Genomic DNA, 21,727 nt, shown 5'->3' on the forward strand with positions numbered 1-21,727 from the left:
GGCAGCCGGCGCTCTTCACCCCCCTTCACACCGACCAGGAAGGCTCTTTGTGGATCACACTACTGCTTCACCGATTGTGGTTGCTGGCGCATCAGGAGACTTGGGCCAACGCCTGGTCCGGGCGCTGGTTGAGCGCGGCGCCCATGTCATCGCACTGGTTCGACCAGGCACTGAACAAGCCCGGTTGACTGGTCTACCCAGCAGCGGCGTCACCGTCACGCCCGTTTCCCTGGATGACGCTCGGGGCCTGCGCGGTGCCATCGTCGGCGCGGGTTGCGTGGTGTCCACGCTCAACGGCCTGGAGGAGGTGATCATCAAGCAGCAAGGCAGGCTGTTGGAGGCCGCTGTCGCTGCTGGGGTGCCCAGGTTCATTCCCTCGGATTATTCGCTCGACTACACCCATACTCGCCCTGGCGACAACCGCAACCTGGACCTTCGCCGACGCTTCGCCACCCAGCTCGATACAGCCAACATCGCCGTTACCTCAATCCTCAACGGTGGGTTTCTGGAACTGCTCGAAGGCGACGCGCCTATCGTGCTTCCCGGCCGCCGAGTGCTGCATTTCGGCGATGCGCAACAGCTACTGGACTTCACTGCCAAGGACGACGTAGCCGCCTTTACCGCCGATGCCGCGCTTGATCACAACACGCCGCGTTTCCTGCGCATTGCCGGCAACAGTGTGTCGCCTGCGCAGATTGCCAACATCCTGACCGAGCTGACCGGGCAGCATTACCGCACCCTGCGCCCCGGGAATATCGGCACGCTGTCCGCCCTTATCTCCGTGGTGCGCGCGCTTACTCCTGCCAGTGAAAAGCCATTCCCCGCCTGGCAAGGCATGCAATACCTGCGAGACATGATGAGTGGGCGCGGCAAGCTGCTCAATCTGGACAACGATCGCTATGGCCAACGTGAATGGGCATCCGTCCGTGACACACTGGCCCGTACCCATGTGCAAGGGACCAACCCATGACCCACCCTGTCGAGTCCTTTCCCCTTCATATCCCCCAGACACAACTCGGCGATCTGGCCCAGCGCCTAGCGCAAACCCGCTGGCCTGACCCAGAAACCGTCTCCGACAACAGCCAGGGGCCCAGGCTTGAGCGTATTCGCGCGCTGGTCGAGCGCTGGCGTAACGGCTATGACTGGCGCGCCACCGAAACCCAACTCAACCAGTGGAACAGCAGCCGGACCGAGATCGACGGCCTTGGCATTCACTTTCTTCACATACGCTCGCCTCACCCTGACGCCCTGCCCTTGCTGATGACCCACGGCTGGCCAGGCTCCATTCTGGAGTTCAGGGCGATGATTGGGCCTCTCACCGACCCGACCGCCCATGGCGGCGAGGCCAGCGACGCGTTTCATCTGGTGATCCCGGCGCTTCCGGGTTTTGGTTTCAGTGATAAGCCACGTTCGCCGGGTTGGGGCGTGGGTAAAACCGCTGCGGCCTGGGCGCAATTGATGGACCGCTTGGGATATGGCCAGCGCTGGGCCGCCCAGGGTGGGGATTGGGGGGCGGCCGTGACCAGCGCACTTGGGCACATGCGTCCGCCTGGTCTGGTCGGCATTCACCTGAACATGGTCATGTACCAACCCACTGAAGAGGAGATCGCGCAGGCCACCCCTGAAGAGCAGCGCATGTTGGCCGATGCGCAACACTATGAGCGGGAGCTGTCCGGTTACATGAAGGTGCACAGCACCCGGCCGCAGTCGATAGGCTTCGCCCTGTCGGATTCGCCCGTTGGCTTGGCGGCGTGGGTTTACGCGCTGTTTCAGGACGCTTCCGACAGCGACGGGAAGCCCGAGCGGGTCATCGAGCTCGATGCGCTGATCGACGACATCATGCTGTATTGGCTGCCTAATGCGGGACCCAGCTCGGTCCGTTTCTACTGGGAAGGGATGCGCGAAATGCAGCAGCAAGGCCCTGCTACCGCCTTACCTATCCCGGCGGGGGTGAGCATGTTTCCAGGCGAGCTACTTCGCCTGTCCCGGCGCTGGGCCCAGGCGCGATTCGACGACTTGCGGTTCTTCACTGAGGCCGAGCACGGCGGCCACTTCGCTGCGATGGAAAACCCGGCAACCCTCACCGCGCATGTGCGTGAGACCTTCCGTCTGCTGCGTTGAGAGCTTCGCTTTTGGGATTGAGCGGCGGTCGCGGACTGCCGGCATCTGGATGCAACGTGTGTAATAGACGAGCCTTCGCCATGGTGTTGCGAGCACGCAATGCCATGGCCGCTACAGCATGAGCCAGACATTCAGGCGTCGCCCGACATTAGCCTGAACTGGTCAGCGCATTCGACATGTAGTAAACGTGTCGGATGCTCTGGCTCGCTGATTCCAGCCCCTCACGATTTCAGCGGCGGCGGGTGGATCAGGGAACATTGAGCAACGAGGGAGCTCACACCTCTTGCCTTTGAACCGTTCTGTTGGTGACCCCCTCTATGGAACACGTACTCCCGGAAGCCTGGCTGAACGCGCTGCCGTCCCCGTGGCTCAATACCCTCGTGGCCGCCGCCGTCGCCATTGGCATCGCGCTGTTGGGGCGCTGGATTGCGCTGATATTGCTCCGTCGCGTCGCCAAGTCCTTTGTCTTCGCTCAACAGCTCATTCATCGTGCCGAGCCGCCGACGTTGTGGCTGATTCCACTGCTGGCCCTGCAAACCGTCTGGACCTCTGCCCCCGATGATCTGATGTTGATCAACGGCGTTCGGCACCTGAACGGCATGCTGGTGGTGGCCGGATTTACCTGGCTGGCGTTGAGTTGCGTGAAAGCCATTGGCGAAGCGGTCGCGATCCGCAACCCGCTGGACATCGAAGACAACCTGCAAGCCCGCCGCATCCAGACGCAAGTGCGGGTGCTGGTGCGCTGCCTGAATGTGCTGGTGCTGTTGTTCGGCACCGGGCTGATTCTGATGAGCTTCCCGCCGGTGCGGCAGATTGGTACGAGCCTGCTGGCATCGGCAGGGCTTGCGGGACTGGCCGCCGGTTTCGCCGCCAAGCCGGTGCTCGGCAACTTGATCGCGGGCCTGCAGATCGCAATCTCTCAGCCGATTCGCCTGGATGACGTGGTGATCGTTGAGGGCGAGTGGGGACGCATCGAAGAGATCAGCGGCACGTACGTGGTGCTGAAGATCTGGGACGAGCGGCGGATGGTGATTCCGCTGCAGTACTTCATCGAAAAGCCCTTCCAGAACTGGACGCGCAGCACGTCGAGCCTGATTGGCTCGGTGTTTCTGTGGGTGGATTACGCGTTGCCGCTGGAGGAGTTGCGCGAGGAAGCGGAGCGTATCTGCAAGGAGATCCCGCACCTTTGGGATGGCCGCGTCTGCGTGCTGCAGGTCACGGACACCACCGATAAGGCGATGCAATTGCGGGTGTTGTTGAGCTCGGCGGATTCATCGCGCAGTTGGGATGCGCGATGCCACATGCGCGAGCGGCTGATCAGTTTCGTTGCCCGGCAGTATCCGCAATGCCTGCCGCAACTGCGTGCGGAGATGTCTTCGCGCACCGTACAGCCAGAGCGCGAAGGCCACGAAGCGCCGACAGAAATTGCGCGTCAGCCGCCAGTCTGAAGACAGGTATGACCCAATTGCCCGGCCACCAGTGGTGGCCGGAACAGACTCACTGACCGCCGCTGAACATTACGAACTTGCCCATCATCATGGCGGCAAACTGCTGCGCCGGCATCTTCACGCCATTGAAGTCCACCACATCGTTGGCGTAATGCAGGCTGGATACGATGTTGTCGCCATCGACCTTGCCCATCTGCAACATAACTGCCATGCCGCCCACCGAGTCTGCTGCTGCCTGCGCCTGTTGCGCGATGGCGGCGGGATCGGTCAGGCCGGTAGCCTTGGCCCGCAGTGCGGCGAGGTCCTTGATCATCGGCTTGGAGAGCACCAGTTTGGCGTCCAGCTGAGTGAGCAACTGCTTGAGCAATTCCGCCCCCGGCTGATCAAGCGCCGAAGGGTTGCCCAAGTCCATCGACAGGTTGAACTGGCTCTCGCCGCTGGCTGTTTTGAGCGAAAGCTTTTCCAGCTCGATGTGTGGCTTGGCGCTCAGCAGCTTGCTGACTTCGGCCTGCACCAGCGCCTGATCAGCCGGGCTCAAATGTGGCGTGTAGGTTTCACCCACCGCCGCGGCGGCCTGGGCTTCAGGCTGCACTTTCTCCTGATAGATCTTCATCAGCGCCTGGGTTGAGGCGATGTCGAAATTGCCGAACTTCCAGAGCATCTGCATGGCGCCGATGTCGTTGCCATTGAAGCTGATATTGCCGATGTCGTAGCTCACCTGGGCATTCAGGTTGCCTTCCACTTCCTGCAAGAGACTGGTGTTGACGAAGTCCTTGAGCTGAATGGCCGGCTGGCCCGCTGCCTGGAACGTGGCCGAGGCGATTTTCGCGTCGGTGTGGCCCAGGTAGAAACCCGATTTGCCCTTGGTGCCACCGGTGTTGAAAGTGAAATCCTTGAGCGTCAGGTGCACCGGACCTTCTTCAGAAGTCGCAGTGACGTCGACGCTGCCCAGCACACCGTTGGCTTCAAGCTTCTGGCCATCACCCGAGCCCGAGGCATTCAGGGTGAAACCGGAAAACTTGAACGCGCCGGTCTGGTCGGTGAATTCAAAGGGGAGCAACTCCACACGCCCCAACGCGGCGCGGTCGTAGCCCATGCTGAAGTGGCCGGTCAGCGGTGGCTGGCCGTTAGTCATGGCAAACCATTTTTCGGAGAAGGCGTTCTTCTCGATCTGCACGTTGCTGGCGGCCATCACCGGCACCAGTTGCAGCGACTTCACGCGGCTCCACGGCAATGGCCCGTGCTCGATGTTGTCGACAAACAGCAGCTCGACCGGCTGCCCGTCATTGAATTTGGGGTCTTGGATGTTCAGCTTGTAGTGCGCGGTGCTGGTGAAGAAGTGGCGGTCCAGAGAAAGGAGCTCAACACTCGCCTTGCCTTCATGCCCGACGAAGGCGGCTTGAAGCTGCTGATTGCCTTGCTGGATGGCGTCGTTGAGCGCGCCTTCCAGCCGTTTTCCGGTGTACCAGGCCCCAGCGGTGACGAGGACGCCCGCAACCACAATGACGCCTACGGCGATGTTGACTGATTTTTTCATGTGTCGACTCGAAGATGTCCGTTCTTGAAGAGAGGTCTTGCCTTCCTTGACCCCGGAGGGTTTCGGCGCCACGCAGAGCGGCCGTGCAGCACCTTGCGCTGCCGAGAGCCCGGCGAGATTAGCACTTGGCGAGAACGTTTTGCAGCCGTTGCGCCTAGCCACGACGTTCGCCGAAGCGTTAGGCTGGACGCCAATTTGCTAACGGGATCGATGAGATGAGCGAAGTGCAAAAGCCCAAGGGTCCGGTCAAGGCGGTGATCTTCGACATGGACGGCCTGCTGCTGGACACCGAAGGCATCTACACCGAAGTGACCGACACCATCGCCAAGTGGCACGGCAAGACGTTCGACTGGGCCGTAAAGCAGCACTCCATTGGCCGCGGCTCCCAGGATTTCGCCGAATACGTGATCCGCGCGCTCGAGCTGCCGATGTCTCCCGAGGAGTTCCTGACCGTTCGCCAACCGATGCTGGACGAGCGTTTCCCGCACGCCAAGCCGATGCGTGGCGCCGAGGCACTGGTGCGTCACCTTGCCGAGCACAACATCCCCATCGCGGTGGGCACCAGTTCTTCCCTTCACTACTTCCACGCGAAGACGAGCAATCATCGCGCCTGGTTTGAGCTGTTTAAAGACGTGGTGACGGCGGATCACGCCGAGGTCACGGCGGCCAAGCCTGCGCCGGACATCTTCCTGGCTGCGGCGCGCCACTTGGGTGTGGACCCGAAGGATTGTGTGGTGTTCGAAGACTCGCCTTTCGGCGTCACCGCTGCCAAGACCGCAGGGATGTACGCCGTGGCCGTGCCGGATTCGCACATGCCGATCGAGCAATACGCGCACGCCGACTTGATACTGGGTTCGCTGACCGAGTTTCCGCTGGAGGATTGGGGTTTGCCGGGGTTTAGCAGCTGATTATCTGCGCATGCGGAGGCGCGGTTGGCCTAGATTCTTGGAGGGGAAAAATCTAGGCCATGCGTTCGCGCTGAAAATTCCTACCGGGCACATCCGTTCAGACGGGCATATTGATCGATTGCATCAACGCTATTGTTCGCCCCATGAATCAGGTCAGACATTACCTCAGCGCAAACGGCGACGATCTTTATCAGCAATGGCTTGATGAGCTCAAAGACCGATCCGCGAAAGCCAGAATCACCACGCGCATCAACCGGGTCGCTGCAGGCGCATTGGGCGGGTTTACTACGCCCAGGCAGGTAAGCAGCTAATCTTGCTGCTTCTGGGAGGCGATAAGCGCCACCAGCGATCTGACATTGTTAAAGCCATTGATTGCTGGCACGACTATCAGCGGAGAAGGCCATGACGAGCTCACGTGATCACGACGAAACAGTCATTGCGATGATTCGGGACGACCCCGCATTCGCAGCGGAGTATTTGCGAATTGCATTTGAAGAATTGGACGAAGAAGGCGGCGATGCCGGCTTTCTTGCAGCGTTAAGACATGTTGTTGAGGCTCGAGGCGGAATAGCATTCATAGCAGAGAAAGCCGGCATACCTCATGAGAGCCTTCGTCGAGCGCTATCCCCCAAAGGCAATCCCACGTTGAAAACCATGCGCCAAGTGGTACACGCCACCGGGCTCACGTTCGCGGCAATCGCGTGACATTTACCCTACAGCCCCACCCTCAAATCCACCCCCAACGCCCGCGCGAACGCCTTGACCAGCGGGCTCCGTGGGGCGTTGTGTCTCAGGATGAGATTGACGGGCGTGCGCAGGAAGATCAGGTCGGGGCGCAGCGCGCGGAGTTGGCCGTCGCGGATCAGATTGCGCGTGTAGTGCTCGGGGAGAAAGCCGATGAAGCGGCCGGTCAGGATCATCATGGCCACCGCTTCAACCTGGGAGGCCGAAGCGCTTTGGCTGTCCGAATTAACGAAGCTCGCCTTGTCGCGATGGATCGCATAGCGATGATTCACGATGTCGAATGCGCGCAGGCTGTCGATGCCCAGGGCGCTGTCATCCGCCTCGAACAGCGGATGCCCCACTGCGCAATACGCGTGGGAGGTCTCTTCGTACAGCTCGAAATAATCAAACTCTTCGCGCCGCTGATACACCGGCACGATGCCAAGACTCACGCGCCCTTCGACCATTGCGCGCTCGACTTCATCCAGTTGGGACGCTTGCAGGCGCAGTCTGACTTTGGGCGCTTCATCGTGCATTACTCTAAGCGCGGCAATTAGCGGCGAACTTTTATCGGTCAGGGTGTTATCAATTACGCCGACACTCAAATCGCCAATCAACTCATTCTGCGCTGAACTAATCCGGTCGCGAAAACTGTCCACCGAGGCGAATAGTTCGATAGCCGCCTGATAGACAAGCTTGCCCTCTTCAGTGAGATGAAACCCTTCCCGGCCGCGTGTACAGAGGCGCATGCCGATCCGGATTTCAAGGTCTGAAATCTGCTTGCTGATGGCTGCAAGGCCCACGTTCAGCTCGTTCTGGGCGGCGCTGAAGCCACCCGCCTCCACCACGGCCTGAAACACCCGCAACAGCTTGAAGTCCATTCCGCTGAGAGTAAGAGGGGGGCGTATTCCCGGTTTAGGCGGCACGTTTCCAGAATTGGAAAGTGGAGTTTCCATAATGCTTATTGACCTCGCCTATTGGATTCAACAGGCTCTGACTCACAACAAATACGTGCCCGGTTGATAATAATGAACACAGAAAAACCTGATTGGCAACCGCGTACGGGGTACTCCGCTTCATAAGCCGAAAGCGGATCCAACGTTAATTAACCTGACACTTTGATCAGGACTTTCAATTCGTAACTGCCCCCTATCCAGGACGATTCCATGTTGCAACGCCGGAACTGCGTCGTGGCAAGGAGGCTGGGCAGGGTTGCCCAGATCAGGCAGGCGCGGTCTGCATACAGCTTCGGAGAGACACATGAATCAGAATAAGGCGGAGCAGCTGCAAGCCGAGCGCAGGAAAACCGAGAACGCGTTCGACATCACCCAGTACGAACACGTCCCGCGCCGCTATTACGGGCGCATTTTCTTCGCGGCCCTGATCATCATTGCCCTCGCCGGCCTGGCCCGCGCGTTTGCCAACGGGCAGATTGAGTGGAGTTACATCGGCCAGTTCCTGACCTCCGAAGCCATTCTGTGGGGACTGCTGAACACGATCGTCATGTCGATTCTGGCGATGGTGCTCGGGGTGGTGATCGGCGTGGTCACGGCCATCATGCGCATGTCGGCAAATCCGATTTTGCGTTACGTCGCGATCACCTACACCTGGCTGTTTCGCGGCACGCCGTTGATTCTGCAGCTGCTGCTGTGGTTTAACCTGGCGCTTATTTTCCCGGTCATCGGCATTCCCGGCGTGTTCGAGATCGACACGGTCAGCCTGATGACACCCTTCGTTGCCGCACTGCTGGGCCTGAGCATCAATCAGGGCGCGTATACCGCAGAGGTCGTGCGCGCAGGCTTGCTCTCCGTGGACACCGGTCAGTACGAAGCCGCAAAGTCGATCGGCATGCCGCGCCTGCAGGCTCTGCGCCGGGTGATTCTGCCCCAGGCCATGCGCGTAATCATCCCGCCGGTCGGCAACGAATTCATCGGCATGGTGAAGATGACCAGCCTGGCCAGCGTCATCCAGTATTCCGAATTGCTGCACAACGCGCAGAACATCTACTACGCCAACGCCCGGGTCATGGAGCTGCTGATCGTCGCGGGGATCTGGTACCTGGCGGTGGTGACTGTCCTGTCATTCGGCCAAAGCCGGCTGGAGCTGCGCTTTGCCCGCGGCGCCGGCAAGCGTTCGTAAATCAGGCCCAGGAGAATCAGCATGAGAAGCATCGTCAAAGCCGTCGGCCTGAACAAATACTACGACCAGTTCCACGCCCTCAAAGACGTCAGCATTGAAGTCGAGCAAGGCGAAGTTTTGTGCATTATCGGGCCCTCGGGCTCGGGCAAGAGCACCCTGCTGCGGTGCGTTAATCAGCTCGAAAAAATCGACAAGGGCGGTTTGTGGGTCGACGGCGAACTGGTGGGCTATCGCATCGTCGGTAATAAATTGCACGAGCTGACGGACGCTCAGATTGCCCGTCAGCGCTTGAGCACCGGCATGGTGTTTCAGCGCTTCAATCTCTTCCCGCACATGACCGCTTTGCAGAACGTGATCGAAGGCCCGATCCAGGTGCTCAAGCGCTCGCCCAAAGAGGCCACCGAGGAAGCCACCGAGTTGCTGGCACGCGTCGGGCTGGCGGACAAGCGTCATTCCTATCCCGTCGAGCTTTCCGGCGGTCAGCAACAGCGGGTCGCGATCGCTCGCGCACTGGCGATGCGGCCCAAACTGATGCTGTTCGACGAACCCACTTCCGCCCTAGACCCTGAGTTGGTGGGCGAAGTGTTGTCGGTCATGCGGGACCTGGCGCACAGCGGCATGACCATGATCGTCGTGACACACGAACTGGGCTTTGCCCGCGAAGTTTCCAACCGGATGGTGTTCATGGACGGCGGCCAGATTGTGGAGGCCGGCACCCCGGAAGACATACTAATAAGCCCACAAAACCCAAGAACCCAAAGCTTCATTTCTGCCGTTCGCACTTAAACCAGAACAAACGAGAACGACCATGAAAAAGATCCTCATCCCCAGTTTGCTCGCCGGCCTGATGGCGTCCGCGTCAGTGTTCGCCGCGCTGCCCGCCAGCCTCAAGGACAAGGGCGAAATCAGTGCCGCCATCGTGCCGAACTACCCGCCGATGGATTTCAAAGACACCAGCACCAATATGCTGACCGGCCTGGATGTGGATCTCGGCAACGCCCTGGCCGAGCGCCTTGGCGTCAAGATCAAATGGCAGGAAACCGCCTTCGAGCAGATGGTCAGCGGCCTGGTGACCAAGCGCTTCGATATCATTCTGTCGGGCATGACTGACACGGCCGAGCGGCAGAAGTCGGTAACGTTCATTGACTACTTCGCCAGCGGCCCGCAGCTGTACACGCTGACCAAAAACGCTGATCTGAACGAGCCGGCCGATTTGTGCGGCAAGAAAGTCGGCACCAGCCGCCGTACCAGCTGGCCTGCGGAAATCGCAGCGTGGAGCAAGGAAAACTGCGAAGCGAAAGGCAAGCCGGCGATCATCGTCAGTGGCTCCGAAGGTTCCGCCGATGCCCGCGCGCAACTGCGTCAGGGCCGGCTTGACGCCGCGATGCAGGGCAGCGAAACCATTCCGTACCTGATGTCCCAAGAGAAGGACACGTACAAGCCGCTCGGTCTGGCGATCTCGAAACAGTTCACCGGCCTGGGCGTCAGCAAGTCCAACCCTGAACTGGCGGCGGCCATCGCCGAAGCGATGCAGGCCATGGTCGACGACGGCACCTACGGCAAAATCCTCAAAAAGTGGGAGCTGGAACAGGGCGCGGTGACCAAGGTCGGGATGAATCAAGGTCAGTAGTAAACGGTCGGACAGCGAACGCCGCCCATGTGGGAGCGCCTTACCGGTGCTCCCGCAAAGGATTTGTACCGAGGCTTGAACAAGGACGGAAAAACACCAGTGGCCACTTACTCCCTCGTCATCCGCCGGTTGATGATCTGCTCGCTGACCATCGTCATGAGCCGGGCGATGACCAGCCCGTTGCTGTCACTGTTCCTCAGCACAAGACTGGGACTCAACCAGCAAGACGTCGGGCTGCTGATGGGCATCGCGGTGTTCATCGCTACGCTGCTGGGGCTGTACGGTGGTTACATCATCGACCGGCTGGAAAAGCGCAAATTGCTGATCCTGGCGATGCTGTCCAGTGCCGTCGGCTTCGCGCTGCTGACCTTCGCCCACAACGTCTACCTGACGACCCTCACGCTGGTGATCACTGAGACAGCCTCGGCGCTGTTTCTCATCGGCTCCAAAGCAATCATCAGCGAAAACCTGCCCATCGGGCAGCGGGCGAAGGTGTTCTCGCTGCGCTACACCCTCACCAACATCGGCTACGCCACAGGCCCGATGCTCGGCGTGGTCATTGCCGGGCACCTGCCGCTGGCGCCGTTTTTCATCGCCAGCGCCATCGCGTTCTGCAGCCTTTTTCTGATGCTTGGCATCCCGCGCACAGTCGCTGATACCGAACACCCACCGCGCAGCTTTCTCGACACCCTGATCACGCTGAAAAACGACCGCACGCTGATTCTGTTCACGGGCGGCAGCTTGCTCAGCACCATCGTGCATGGCCGGTACACGTTGTACCTGTCGCAGTTTCTGCTGGTCACGCATACGGCGGAACAGGCGTTGAAAATCCTGTCAGCCGTGCTGGCGTGCAACGCGGTAACAGTCATCCTGATGCAGTACCAGATCGGCCGTTTCTTGAAGCGCGAGCAACTGCCGTACTGGATATGCCTCGGCACAGCCTTGTTCGCGATCGGACTCATCGGCTTCAGTTTTGCCGAAACGACCCTGGCCTGGTGCGCTGCGATGTTCGTCTTCACGTTAGGTGAGATGATCATTTATCCCGCGGAATACCTGTTCGTCGACACCATTGCGCCCGATCACCTTCGCGGCAGCTACTTGGGTGCGCAGAATCTGGCGGCCTTCGGCGGAGCGTTGAGCCCAGTGATCTGCGGCTACTTATTGATCAATAGCCCGGCCCCGACCATGTTTTACGTCCTTGCGTGCCTGACCGCCATGGGCGGCACGTTGTGCTTTCTGGCTGGGCGACATGCGAAGCTCGCTCACGCAGACATCGCGCTCTGAGCCCGCGCTCGCCACACGCAGTTCCGTCAATTTGTCACTTTTCAAACCCCGCCCTGACAGGTGAGTATGTCCGGCCTAGAGCTGTCGGTCTGAATGGCCTTTACGTGCCCCCTTGCAAGCCTGTCCCAGACTGTCCTGATTTCCACTTCCCCGACGAAAAGGATATCGAGCAATGAAATACCGCACCCTTGGCCAATCCGGCCTCCAGGTTTCAACGCTGACACTGGGCTCCATGATGTTCGGCGTGCAGACGGGCACCGAAGAATCCCTGCGCATCATCGACAAGGCCTGGGATGAAGGCGTCAATTTCATCGACACGGCCAACGTCTACAACGCCGGCCGGTCTGAGGAAATCGTTGGCGAGGCCATCGCCAAACGGCGCAGCGAGTGGGTACTCGCCACCAAAGTCGGCAGCAGTTCGGGCAATACCTCCCCTAACTCCAGTGGACTTAATCGCAAGCACATCTTCAATGAAATTGAATCCAGCCTGCGCCGTCTCGACACCGATTACATCGACATTCATTACCTGCACAAGGAAGACCACAACACGCCACTCGAGGTGACCGTGTCTGCCATCGGCGATCTGATCCGCGAGGGCAAGATCCGTTACTGGGGCGTGTCGAACTTCCGCGGCTGGCGCATCGCTGAGGTGGTCAACGTCGCTCAGCGCCTGGGCGTCGACAAACCGGTGATCAGCCAACCGCTGTACAACATCGTCAACCGTCAGGCCGAGCTGGAACAGATCACTGCGGCGAAGTTCTACGGCTTGGGCGTCGTACCCTACAGCCCGCTGGCGCGCGGCGTGTTGAGTGGCAAGTACGCCCCTGATGTAACGCCGGACAGCAGCACCCGCGCTGGCCGTCAGGACAAGCGCATTCTGGAAACCGAATGGCGCAGCGAGTCGTTGCACATCGCCCAGAAACTGCAGGCGTATACCCAGGCAAAAGGCGTGGGTCTGGTGGAGTTCGCGATCGCCTGGGTGCTGAACAATCAGACCGTGACCTCTGCCATTGTCGGGCCACGCACCGAGGACCAATGGGACAGTTACACCAAAGCGCTCAGCGTGAACATCACTGCCGAGGACGAAGCGTTCATCGACTCCCTCGTGACACCCGGGCATGCGTCCACGCCGGGTTTCAATGATGTGCAGCATTTCGTGACGGGCCGTTATATCTGACACAGATTGACTGTGAAGCCAGCCTCGGTTGCCGCGAAGGACTTGCGTCATCGAGGCCGGGCATCCCGTTCTCAATCCCCGATTGATGGCAATACCTGTACGCTCAATCCCTTGTAGAATGCCGCGCCGAGACCGCCTGCTAAACTTGTATCAAAGTTTGACAAGGACAGCGGCGGTCTCTAGTGTTTCATTGGATCCAATAACTGGTCAGCCGAAGAAGATCAAGCATGCGCAGGACTGAGAAAGAGCAATTTCTGCGGGAAACCCTGGGTGATGAGCAGCCGCCTGCGCATCTGGCGCGTGCAATCATCGAAGAAAAACTGCGCAGCGCCATTCTTGAAGGACGCCTCCCGGCAGGCATCGCACTGCGCCAGCAAGAGCTGGCGACGCTTTTCGGTGTCAGCCGCATGCCCGTCCGCGAGGCGCTGCGTCAGCTGGAAGCTCAATCGTTGCTGCGCGTCGAGACCCACAAAGGTGCGGTCGTTGCCCCGTTGATCAACGAGGATGCTACGGATGCCTATGCGTTGCGCATCCTGTTGGAGTCCGAGGCCTTGCGCCAGTCGATCCCGCTCCTGACCGCCGAAGACATCAGCACTGCGCGTGGGTACATCGAACAGCTTGAGGTCGAAACCGACTACAGCATCATGGGCACGCTCAACCGCCAGTTCCACATGGCGCTGTATTCCAGGGCGCACAACACCCGCCTGCTCAAACTGGTCGAGGACGGCTTGAACGAGGAAGAGCGTTTCCTGCGCTTCAATCTCAAGCAAATGAACCTGGGCAAGGTGTCCCAGCACGACCACTACGAATTGCTGGAAATGGCCGGTGCCGGTGACGTGGACGCCACGATCGAGGCGCTGACTCATCACTTGAATCGGGGTGTTGAGGCCATCAATGCCTACTTGAGCGCCCGTAAGGCGGAAGAGGCAAAACCTGCAGCGGCCTCACGAAAACGTGCCGTCACCCAGTAACATTCACCGCTGTATCCAATCTTGACCTTGCTTGCTACCGGCTAATCGGCCGAGAAGCACAAGGGATCAACGAACGCCGTTCATGACGGCGTATGCGCCGAAGGACCCGGCTCCACGGTTATGACGCCTTTATCAAGGCTCGGGGAAGCTGAGTGCAAGCCGAAAAGAACAAATGGCTGATGGTCGTCAATTCCGGACAACCCGTCAGAACACGCCTGATTTGCTGTCCTCACGTAGGAGGCGATCCTGAGCATTTTCGTGACTGGTCCGAAGGACTTGCCGATCACATCGAGCTGGTAACGCTGCGCCTGCCCGGTCACGGCAGTCGGCTCAAGGAAACGCCCTACGATCAGTGGGCGCCCTTGTTGCAAGACACCTTCTTCGCCTTGCAGCCCTATCTGAGCGAACCCCACGCGTTTTACGGCCATAGCTTCGGCGGTCGGGTCGCTTATGAAATGGCCAGGCTGGCGCAGAATCATTACCCGAATCTGACACGCCATCTGTTCGTGTCCGGCTGCCGCAGCCCTGACAGCCGACAACCCTGGCCGTATCTGCACACGCTGCCGCAAGACGACTTCATTCAAGCGCTTATCAAGTTGGGCGTGCTCCCGAACACGTTCGCGCAGGATAAGAAACGCCTCAAGCTGCTGGAGCCTGTCGTGCGCAGCGACGTAAAGCTGTCGGAGATCTGGTCGCACTGCGCCGATGAGGGCCTGGACATCCCGTTGACCGGTCTGTACGGCAGCGATGATCCGGTCGCTACAGCCGCCAGCATGATGAAATGGCGGGAGTTCACGCGTCGCGAGTTCGAGTTGATCGAAGTCCGCGGCACTCATGACTTTCTCAGCTCGCAACGCGACCGCCTGCTGCACATCATCAATACGCACCTCGGCTTGCTGGGCGGCTGAAGAAACATCGCCGCCCTCTCCTTCTGCATCGACTCCTCACGCCCTCCTTCTGATCTCTCCTACGACTAAAAGCCGGCCGTCCCACACTCGGCCGTCGCTAATGCACCTATCGTGAAACTTGGCCGTCGTTGACGCGGTGCACCGCCGTGTTCAGGCACACTCGAACGACGAATCGGTCTGCAGCCGGTTCAGGGAAAGCAGTTCTCATGGAGCGGCAAAAGGAGCATTGCCCTGGGCGGAGACATTGAAGTGAAACCCCGAATGTCGCCCAAACCAAAAAATCTCAAAAAACTGTATTAGCCCGATAAAGCGCAACGCTGAACGAGGTATTCGTTCATTAATTTCAATTCTGGCCTTAATGAGCCGGAAGGGTTGCGTTCGCCCTAATAAAACTTAATTAAGAAGTTTTATCGCCTACGCTCGGGCACGATTTATATAGGCCGCTAATTATATTAAAAAGTATTTGCGAAACCATTTGAAACTGTTCTAACGTTTTCTGGCCGCCAACGCTTATGGGCCATTCGCCCACAAACGCTGGTCAGCGAGGACATAGACCACGTGAGCATGCCTTAGTAAATACTGCACGATTGTTGACCATTAACGAAGTAACGTTCGCAGCCTCTTATTGCCCGATAGTTACGGAAGTTCATTTCAGCCGCTCTTACACGGGCACTTAGGACGACCGCTAATTGCGGCAATTAAAAGAGTTTGTGACGCACTCAATCTCATCAAGGACGTAAAAATGGATCTGTTAAAACAGCAACTTATCGCAAAGAAATCAGTGCTCAGCGCGCACCCTGTTTTTTCCGAAATTGATTCACTGCACGCTCTGCAGCGGTTCATGGAGGTGCATGTGTTCGCGGTCTGGGACTTTATGTCACTGACCAAACGGCTGCAGCAGGAACTGACCTGCACCCGACTCCCCTGGTTGCCGCCGCGAGACCCGAAGGCAGCACGGCTCATCAACGAAATCGTGTTGGGTGAGGAGTCGGATGATCGCCCGGGACGCCACGATCATTACAGTCACTTCGAGCTCTACCTGGATGCCATGCGCGAGATCGGCGCAAGCACCGCGCGCATTGAGCATTTCGTCGAACTGTTGCGCGAAGGCATTCACTACAAAACCGCGCTCGATAGCGTCGGCGCAGGCCGAGCGGCCACACACTTCGTCCGGGACACCCTCGACATCGCGCTGAATGCGCCGGCGCATTGCGTGGCTGCCGCGTTCCTGCACGGTCGCGAAAGCGTTATCCCACAGATGTTCCAGCGGATTCTTGACGACTGGGGCATCACTGCCGACAAGGCACCGACCTTTCGCTACTACCTGGAACGCCACATCGAGGTGGACTCCGAAGACCACGGCCCGGCTGCGGAATCGTTGCTGACCAGGCTAGTCGCGGGCAATGAACAGCACCAGCACGAGGTCTATGCCGCCGCCGTCGCCGCAGTCGACAGCCGCATCGCACTGTGGGACGCCGTGCAACTGACCCTGCGTGAAACGGCGCGGGAAGTCAGCGCATGAGCCCTTCCCTCATCCGCCACCGACTTGATACCCACACAAGGACGCCATCATGAAAGCCGAAGACTACTTGTCATTCGTTGATGCCTGGGAAGGCCGTGCGACGATTCGGACACGCCCGCGCCGCATCGTCGAAAACGATGAAAAACTGATCTACCCGCTCAGCCGCCAGCCACTGGTGCTAAGCGAGACGTTCACTCGCGAATGCGCTCATCTGCGCGATCTGGCGCTGGTACAGAGCCTGTACAAGTTCATCAACGACGTCGTGATTTTCGAGACCGAGATCGTCGACAAGACCGCGCGAAGCATCGCCAAAGACAACTTCGCCATTCGCTTTCCCTTTGCTTGCCGCTACGACGCCATGACCGTGGTCGTCGACGAGGATTACCACGCGCTGGTGGCAATGGACTTCATGCAGCAAACCATCGCATTGACCGGCATCCAGCCGATCCCTTTGCCGGAGGAAATCGAACTCAGCAGAGCCATCCCCGCTGCACTGGCATTGGCGCCAGACCACTTGCGCAGCGCGGTCGAGCTTATCTGCGTAGCGATTGCCGAGAACACCGTGACGAACGACGTAGCCGCGTTCGCCAAGGACGACACGGTGAAGCAGTCCGTCAAAGGCCTCATGGCCGACCACCTTCTTGATGAAGGACGGCACTCCGGCTTCTGGTCGCGGCTGGTCAGGATCTACTGGCACGCAGCGCCCCAACAGGACAAGGCAGTGATCGCGCAGATCCTCCCCGTGTTCATTGCTCAGTATTTGACCAATGACATCCAGAAGTCTTTTGACTTCGTTCTGATCGACAGCCTGCCGGTCACCGAGCCGATCAAGCAGGCGCTGAGGCATGAAACACGGGCGATGTGCTTCCCGATCAATCGCCACCATCCGCTGGTGGGCAACATCATGCGTTTCTTCACCTCCAGCTCGATGCTCGACTCCCTCTGCGTCCAGCACGCCCTTGCCGACTATCTGCCGGCCGGAGGCTTGCAATGAAGCGCTTGGAGATTGTGCTCATCGGTCACAGCCGGGCGATGAGTGAGCTAAGTGCAGAACTGGACGCACACGGGCATTCGATTCACCTCCTGCGCGATGAGGCCGCGCTGGAGCTGACAGCGCTGAAGGACGCGTCGATCATCATTGAGGACGGCACGCTGGAACTGCCCCATGCAGAATGGGCCGCGTTCAAGGCAGCCGTGCATCTTGGTCTCCGGGTCGGGCTGACACCGGGGAGCGAGCGGGCACTGCCTGAACTGGAAATAGTGTGCTGGCTCGGCACAGCTACGGCGCAGCGCTTGATCGCACGCCATGCCGTGGCTGCCACGCTTTCCGGAAACGGCCGCGGGTTGCGCGACGCTGCGGTCGCAACGCTGGTGGACAACGTAGCGCTGCTGATCAGCCGGTTCTCGCGTGATACGGAGTACTTCGCGCGTGCCGAACGCATCGATCCGCCGCACGGGGAGCGCCAGGAAAGCCTGTTACGACTGGACCGACTGGCCTTCGAGCACTGCTTCAACTTCACTGCAGCGCCAGAGTTGCTGCGTGTTGCCGAGGAGACGCTGGTCGCACGCCTGGATCGGAGCTTTGGCGAATTCGCCGGGCGCACTGCGCTGAGTATCGACGGCGAGCGCATCAGCTACGACCAACTCCGCGCACACGGCGTCGCGATCCAGGCGCAGATTCAGGCCATGCTGCCGCGCGCTTCAGTTGAACCGGTGGTGATTGGTGTTTGTATGCCGAAATCGGCGGCGCTGTTCGCCGGGATACTTGCCATTCTGGGCAACGGAGCGGTGTATCTGCCGCTGGATCCCAGCCAGCCTCTCCAGCGTCAACAGTACATACTCGAAAACGCGCATGCCTGTTTACTGTTGCACGATGGGACTCACCCGCTGGCGGGGGTTGCTGTGCCGGGGCTGGATATCAGCCACATCGAGATCGTGCCGACGGCGCAATCGCTGATGCGCTATCGCCCGGAGACCGACGCGCCGTGCATGGCGCTCTACACCTCGGGCACGACCGGACACCCAAAAGGCGTGATGCTCAGCCAGCGCAACCTGAGCCACTTCACGGCCTGGTACGCCCACTATGTCGAGCTGTCCGAACACAGCCGGGTGCTGCAGTTCTCGACGCTGAGTTTTGATTCGTCGGTCATCGACATATTCCCCAGCCTGCTCAGCGGCGCTGAACTGATCGTGGCAAACGACGATCAGCGTCGTGATCCGCTGCAACTGTTCGAGCTGTTGGATCAGAATCTCAGCCACGCGTTTCTGCCTCCAGCATTGTTGAGCATCCTGCCGATTGACCGACCGCTGACGCTCAAGCACTTGTGCACCGGCGGTGATGTCTGCGAGCCCTACGTGATTGAGCGCCTGGCAGCGCAATGTCACTTCCACAACCTGTACGGCCCGACCGAGGCCACGGTGCTGATCACCGCTGGCCGGTTCCAACCCGGCGGCAGCAACCGCAACCTGGGTCGCCCGATCGCCAACAGCCAAGTTCTGATTCTCGACGAGGATATGCAGCCCGTCGCGGATCAGACACCCGGCGAGCTCTACATCGTGGGTCCAGGCGTGTGCCTGGGTTACATCAACAATCCTGGACTTACCGATGAGCGCTACGTGAATGTCGCGCTGGGTGATGGCCAAAGCGTACGCGCCTATCGCACCGGGGACATCGGCAAATGGACGAGCGCGGGCATCGAGTTGTCCGGGCGACGTGACAACCAGGTAAAGATCCGCGGATTCAGGGTAGAGCCCGAGGAGATCGAGCACTGCCTGCGCGACAGCCAGCTGTACCGACAAGTCGCGGTGGTGATTGACGACCAGCGACGCATCCTGGCTTTTCTCGCGCAACCACACGGCGTGGAGCCGGACGCCGCCCGGCATTTGCTCAAGGACCATGTCGCAGGGTTGTTGCCCGACTATATGCGGCCGACCGCCTTCACGGAGTTGGCGAGCATGCCGTTTGCCAGCAACGGCAAGGTCGATCGCAAGGCGCTGTTGCAGCTGCCAGTGAACCTGCTGGAGCAAGCCCCACGCCGTTTGCCCGACACCGAAAACGAGAGGCTTCTTCTTACGTTGTGGGCCGATCTGCTTGAGCTTCCGCCTGACGAAATATCAACTGACGAGAGCTTCTTCAATCTGGGTGGTCATTCGATCCTGCTGTCGCAGATGCTGCTGAGGATTCGCGAACGGTTCGGCCGCAGCATTCCGATCAACCGCTTCATCGAGGCGCCAACGCTGACCAATCTGGCGTCACTGCTCGACAGCGACGGCACCACCTCATGGACCGTCAGCCCGCAAGCCTTCCGGGATGCTTCGGCGCCCTTCGAGCTGCCGGTACTGCCTGTGGAGCGCATGGGCGACGTACACAAAGTCATCGTCACCGGCGCCAATGGTTTTCTCGGTGTTCACATCGTCGAAGCGCTGTTGGCGTGGGGCGCAACCGAGGTTGCCTGCCTGGTACGCGAAAGCGCAGGGATGACGGCCCAAGACCGCTTTATCCAGGCACTGCGCGAAAACCGTCTCGAGCATCTGGATCTGGCGCGAGTACGGGTTTATGCCGCCGACGTCACGCGGCCGCAGCTCGGGTTGAGCAACGAGGTATATGAACGGCTTGATCGCGAGTTTGGCGCGCTGGTGCACAACGCTGCTAACGTCAACCACGTTCAGGATTACGAGACGCTGGCCAAGGATAACGTCGAGCCGATTTTCGAATGCCTGAAGCTGTGTGAAGGGCGAAGCAAGAAGGTGCTCAACTTCGTATCTACGCTCTCTGCTTCAAGCGCCGTCGGGACTGACGGTCGCGTCCTCGAAGCGCCTGCTGCCGAGACTCCGCCAATCTACATCAAGAACGGCTACAACCTCTCCAAGTGGGTCGCCGAGCGGATCCTGCAGCAAGCCCGTGAGCGAGGCGCGTGGGTGAACATCTACCGGCCCGGCAATATCGCCTTCAACAGCACGACCGGTGTCTGCCAGCCGCACAAGAATCGCCTGATGCTGATGCTCAAGGGGTCGATGCAGCTGGGCCAGGTCCCGGATTTCTCCATGACCTTCGACTTGATGCCTGTCGACTTCCTCGCCCGATTCATTGGCTTTCACGCCAGTCGTTACCAGCCGGCACACGCAGTCTTCAACCTCCACAACCCGGAGCCGTTGAGCTGGAGCAATTACGTCAGCGCGTTCCGTGAAGCGGGCAGTGATTTCGAGATGGTCAGCGTCAGTGAGTGGCAAACCCAATTGAACCGCGTGGACAGCGACAACGCTTTATTCGGCGTGCTCGGCTTTTACCTCGATGGGTTTGAGGAAGACATCGGAGACATATCAATGATCGCCTACCAGAACGCCCATGCGGGTGTTCAACGGATGGGCGAAAGCTACCCCTCGAAAACCCCGGCACTGCTGCGCAAGGGCTGCGAGTACCTGAAAGAGATTGCCTTCATCTGATACACCCCAACGCCACTCCCCCTTAAGTTATGGAGAACAACATGAACGCTATTCAGCCGCTCAACACCCTTGGCTCCCTTTCGCCCGATACGCTGATTACCAATCCTGGAGGAGAACCTGTGGTTTCTGCAATCTCGATCAACGCACCTGCGCGTGAGGTCTGGAAGATCGTAGGCGATTTCGGTGGTTTCACCCATTTCATACCGGAACTGGAAAGCATCGAAGTGGTTGGCGAAGGTCCGGGGTCGATACGTTACAAGAAATTCAAGGAGGGTGGTCTGCGGGTTGTCGAGCAACTCAACTCTCGTGACGACGACGAGATGTTTATGACATGGACGACCATCTACAACAATCTAGGTGTCAGCAGGCTCTGGGCCGCGATGACGGTCGCCCCCGAAGGCCGTGCAAGCTGTGTCGCTACTTGGACCATCGTTGCCGAGCCTACAGATGCCAACCCGATAAGCGCTGAGGGATTCAGAAAGTTTTTACAGGACTTTGCTGATGGTGCGATGAAGAACGTGCCCGGAGCTGTGATGCGCTCATAGCCTAGGCCTGCTGCGTTTCAGTGCCGGCGGTTTAAACGACAAAACCCCAGTCTGCGTAAGCAGACTGGGGTTTCGGAATTCAATCTTGACGATGACCTACTCTCACATGGGGAAACCCCACACTACCATCGGCGATGCACCGTTTCACTGCTGAGTTCGGGATGGGATCAGGTGGTTCCAGCACTCTATGGTCGTCAAGAAATTCTGTGGCCGATCCGTTACTGACGTAACGTCCCAGCGAAAATGTATGACCTTCACTTAAAACAAAACCCCATCTGCTTTCGCAAATGGGGTTTCGGAATTTAATCTTGACGATGACCTACTCTCACATGGGGAAACCCCACACTACCATCGGCGATGCATCGTTTCAC

Annotated in this window: 19 protein-coding genes and 1 rRNA gene; 17 read left to right on the forward strand and 3 right to left on the reverse strand. The window is 59.3% G+C overall.

The window, feature by feature from the left end; genetic code table 11:
• Window positions 1–49: 49 nt before the first annotated feature.
• From ACYASU_RS08835 to ACYASU_RS08845, 3 genes are all read left to right on the forward strand, one after another.
• Window positions 50–970 carry an NmrA family NAD(P)-binding protein gene (locus ACYASU_RS08835; protein ID WP_282372108.1) on the forward strand — a complete coding sequence of 307 codons (921 nt, stop codon included), beginning with the start codon at window positions 50–52 and terminating at the stop codon, window positions 968–970.
• Window positions 967–2,121, forward strand: coding sequence for an epoxide hydrolase family protein (locus ACYASU_RS08840; RefSeq protein WP_463582554.1), 1,155 nt, complete (start codon window positions 967–969; stop codon window positions 2,119–2,121). The genes ACYASU_RS08835 and ACYASU_RS08840 overlap by 4 nt, the downstream gene beginning before the upstream one ends.
• Before the next feature lie 317 nt (window positions 2,122–2,438).
• Complete coding sequence (locus ACYASU_RS08845) at window positions 2,439–3,569, forward strand: mechanosensitive ion channel family protein (protein WP_282372111.1); 1,131 nt, start codon at window positions 2,439–2,441, stop codon at window positions 3,567–3,569.
• Window positions 3,570–3,618: 49 nt separating this feature from the next.
• On the opposite strand, the gene ACYASU_RS08850 is transcribed toward ACYASU_RS08845, so the two are convergent.
• The gene (locus tag ACYASU_RS08850) at window positions 3,619–5,106 is read right to left on the reverse strand and encodes a YdgA family protein (protein ID WP_463582555.1); all 1,488 of its coding nucleotides are present in this window, start codon (window positions 5,104–5,106) and stop codon (window positions 3,619–3,621) included.
• A 215-nt stretch (window positions 5,107–5,321) separates the two neighbouring features.
• On the opposite strand from ACYASU_RS08850, the gene ACYASU_RS08855 reads away from it, so the two are divergent.
• The 3 genes from ACYASU_RS08855 (at window position 5,322) to ACYASU_RS08865 (ending at window position 6,719) form a co-directional block, all read left to right on the forward strand.
• The gene (locus ACYASU_RS08855; protein WP_192173064.1) at window positions 5,322–6,014 is read left to right on the forward strand and encodes an HAD-IA family hydrolase; all 693 of its coding nucleotides are present in this window, start codon (window positions 5,322–5,324) and stop codon (window positions 6,012–6,014) included.
• 143 nt (window positions 6,015–6,157) lie between these two features.
• On the forward strand, window positions 6,158–6,325 hold the full coding sequence (locus tag ACYASU_RS08860) for a hypothetical protein (RefSeq protein ID WP_463582556.1): 168 nt from the start codon (window positions 6,158–6,160) through the stop codon (window positions 6,323–6,325).
• A 91-nt stretch (window positions 6,326–6,416) separates the two neighbouring features.
• A complete protein-coding gene (locus ACYASU_RS08865; protein ID WP_065990926.1) occupies window positions 6,417–6,719 on the forward strand; it encodes a helix-turn-helix domain-containing transcriptional regulator in 303 nt (100 codons plus the stop codon).
• 8 nt (window positions 6,720–6,727) lie between these two features.
• On the opposite strand, the gene ACYASU_RS08870 is transcribed toward ACYASU_RS08865, so the two are convergent.
• Complete coding sequence (locus ACYASU_RS08870) at window positions 6,728–7,693, reverse strand: LysR family transcriptional regulator (protein WP_463582557.1); 966 nt, start codon at window positions 7,691–7,693, stop codon at window positions 6,728–6,730.
• Between the two features lie 304 nt (window positions 7,694–7,997).
• Between ACYASU_RS08870 and ACYASU_RS08875 the strand changes: the two genes are divergently transcribed.
• The 11 genes from ACYASU_RS08875 (at window position 7,998) to ACYASU_RS08925 (ending at window position 21,356) form a co-directional block, all read left to right on the forward strand.
• Window positions 7,998–8,876: an amino acid ABC transporter permease gene (locus ACYASU_RS08875; RefSeq protein ID WP_463582558.1), complete on the forward strand. Its 879-nt coding sequence runs from the start codon at window positions 7,998–8,000 to the stop codon at window positions 8,874–8,876.
• Window positions 8,877–8,897: 21 nt separating this feature from the next.
• On the forward strand, window positions 8,898–9,662 hold the full coding sequence (locus tag ACYASU_RS08880) for an amino acid ABC transporter ATP-binding protein (protein ID WP_192173068.1): 765 nt from the start codon (window positions 8,898–8,900) through the stop codon (window positions 9,660–9,662).
• Between the two features lie 22 nt (window positions 9,663–9,684).
• Entirely contained in the window at window positions 9,685–10,506 is an 822-nt protein-coding gene (locus ACYASU_RS08885) for an ABC transporter substrate-binding protein (RefSeq protein ID WP_463582559.1), read from the forward strand.
• Window positions 10,507–10,605: 99 nt separating this feature from the next.
• Window positions 10,606–11,790: an MFS transporter gene (locus ACYASU_RS08890; protein WP_463582560.1), complete on the forward strand. Its 1,185-nt coding sequence runs from the start codon at window positions 10,606–10,608 to the stop codon at window positions 11,788–11,790.
• Between the two features lie 172 nt (window positions 11,791–11,962).
• Window positions 11,963–12,967 (forward strand): aldo/keto reductase, encoded by a 1,005-nt coding sequence (locus ACYASU_RS08895; protein WP_463582561.1) that lies wholly within the window; start codon window positions 11,963–11,965, stop codon window positions 12,965–12,967.
• Between the two features lie 227 nt (window positions 12,968–13,194).
• Complete coding sequence (locus tag ACYASU_RS08900; RefSeq protein ID WP_282372123.1) at window positions 13,195–13,938, forward strand: GntR family transcriptional regulator; 744 nt, start codon at window positions 13,195–13,197, stop codon at window positions 13,936–13,938.
• A 152-nt stretch (window positions 13,939–14,090) separates the two neighbouring features.
• Window positions 14,091–14,846 (forward strand): thioesterase II family protein, encoded by a 756-nt coding sequence (locus tag ACYASU_RS08905; protein WP_346627305.1) that lies wholly within the window; start codon window positions 14,091–14,093, stop codon window positions 14,844–14,846.
• A gap of 742 nt (window positions 14,847–15,588) precedes the next feature.
• A complete protein-coding gene (locus ACYASU_RS08910) occupies window positions 15,589–16,368 on the forward strand; it encodes a DUF3050 domain-containing protein (RefSeq protein ID WP_463582562.1) in 780 nt (259 codons plus the stop codon).
• 49 nt (window positions 16,369–16,417) lie between these two features.
• Window positions 16,418–17,362 (forward strand): diiron oxygenase, encoded by a 945-nt coding sequence (locus tag ACYASU_RS08915; protein WP_463582563.1) that lies wholly within the window; start codon window positions 16,418–16,420, stop codon window positions 17,360–17,362.
• Window positions 17,359–20,811, forward strand: coding sequence for a non-ribosomal peptide synthetase (locus ACYASU_RS08920; RefSeq protein ID WP_463582564.1), 3,453 nt, complete (start codon window positions 17,359–17,361; stop codon window positions 20,809–20,811). The genes ACYASU_RS08915 and ACYASU_RS08920 overlap by 4 nt, the downstream gene beginning before the upstream one ends.
• Before the next feature lie 41 nt (window positions 20,812–20,852).
• Window positions 20,853–21,356 carry an SRPBCC family protein gene (locus tag ACYASU_RS08925; protein WP_463582565.1) on the forward strand — a complete coding sequence of 168 codons (504 nt, stop codon included), beginning with the start codon at window positions 20,853–20,855 and terminating at the stop codon, window positions 21,354–21,356.
• Between the two features lie 83 nt (window positions 21,357–21,439).
• Here ACYASU_RS08925 and rrf read toward each other — a convergent pair.
• Window positions 21,440–21,555 (reverse strand): 5S ribosomal RNA (gene rrf / locus ACYASU_RS08930).
• Window positions 21,556–21,727: the final 172 nt, after the last annotated feature.

This window comes from Pseudomonas sp. HP_12, from assembly GCF_055283955.1.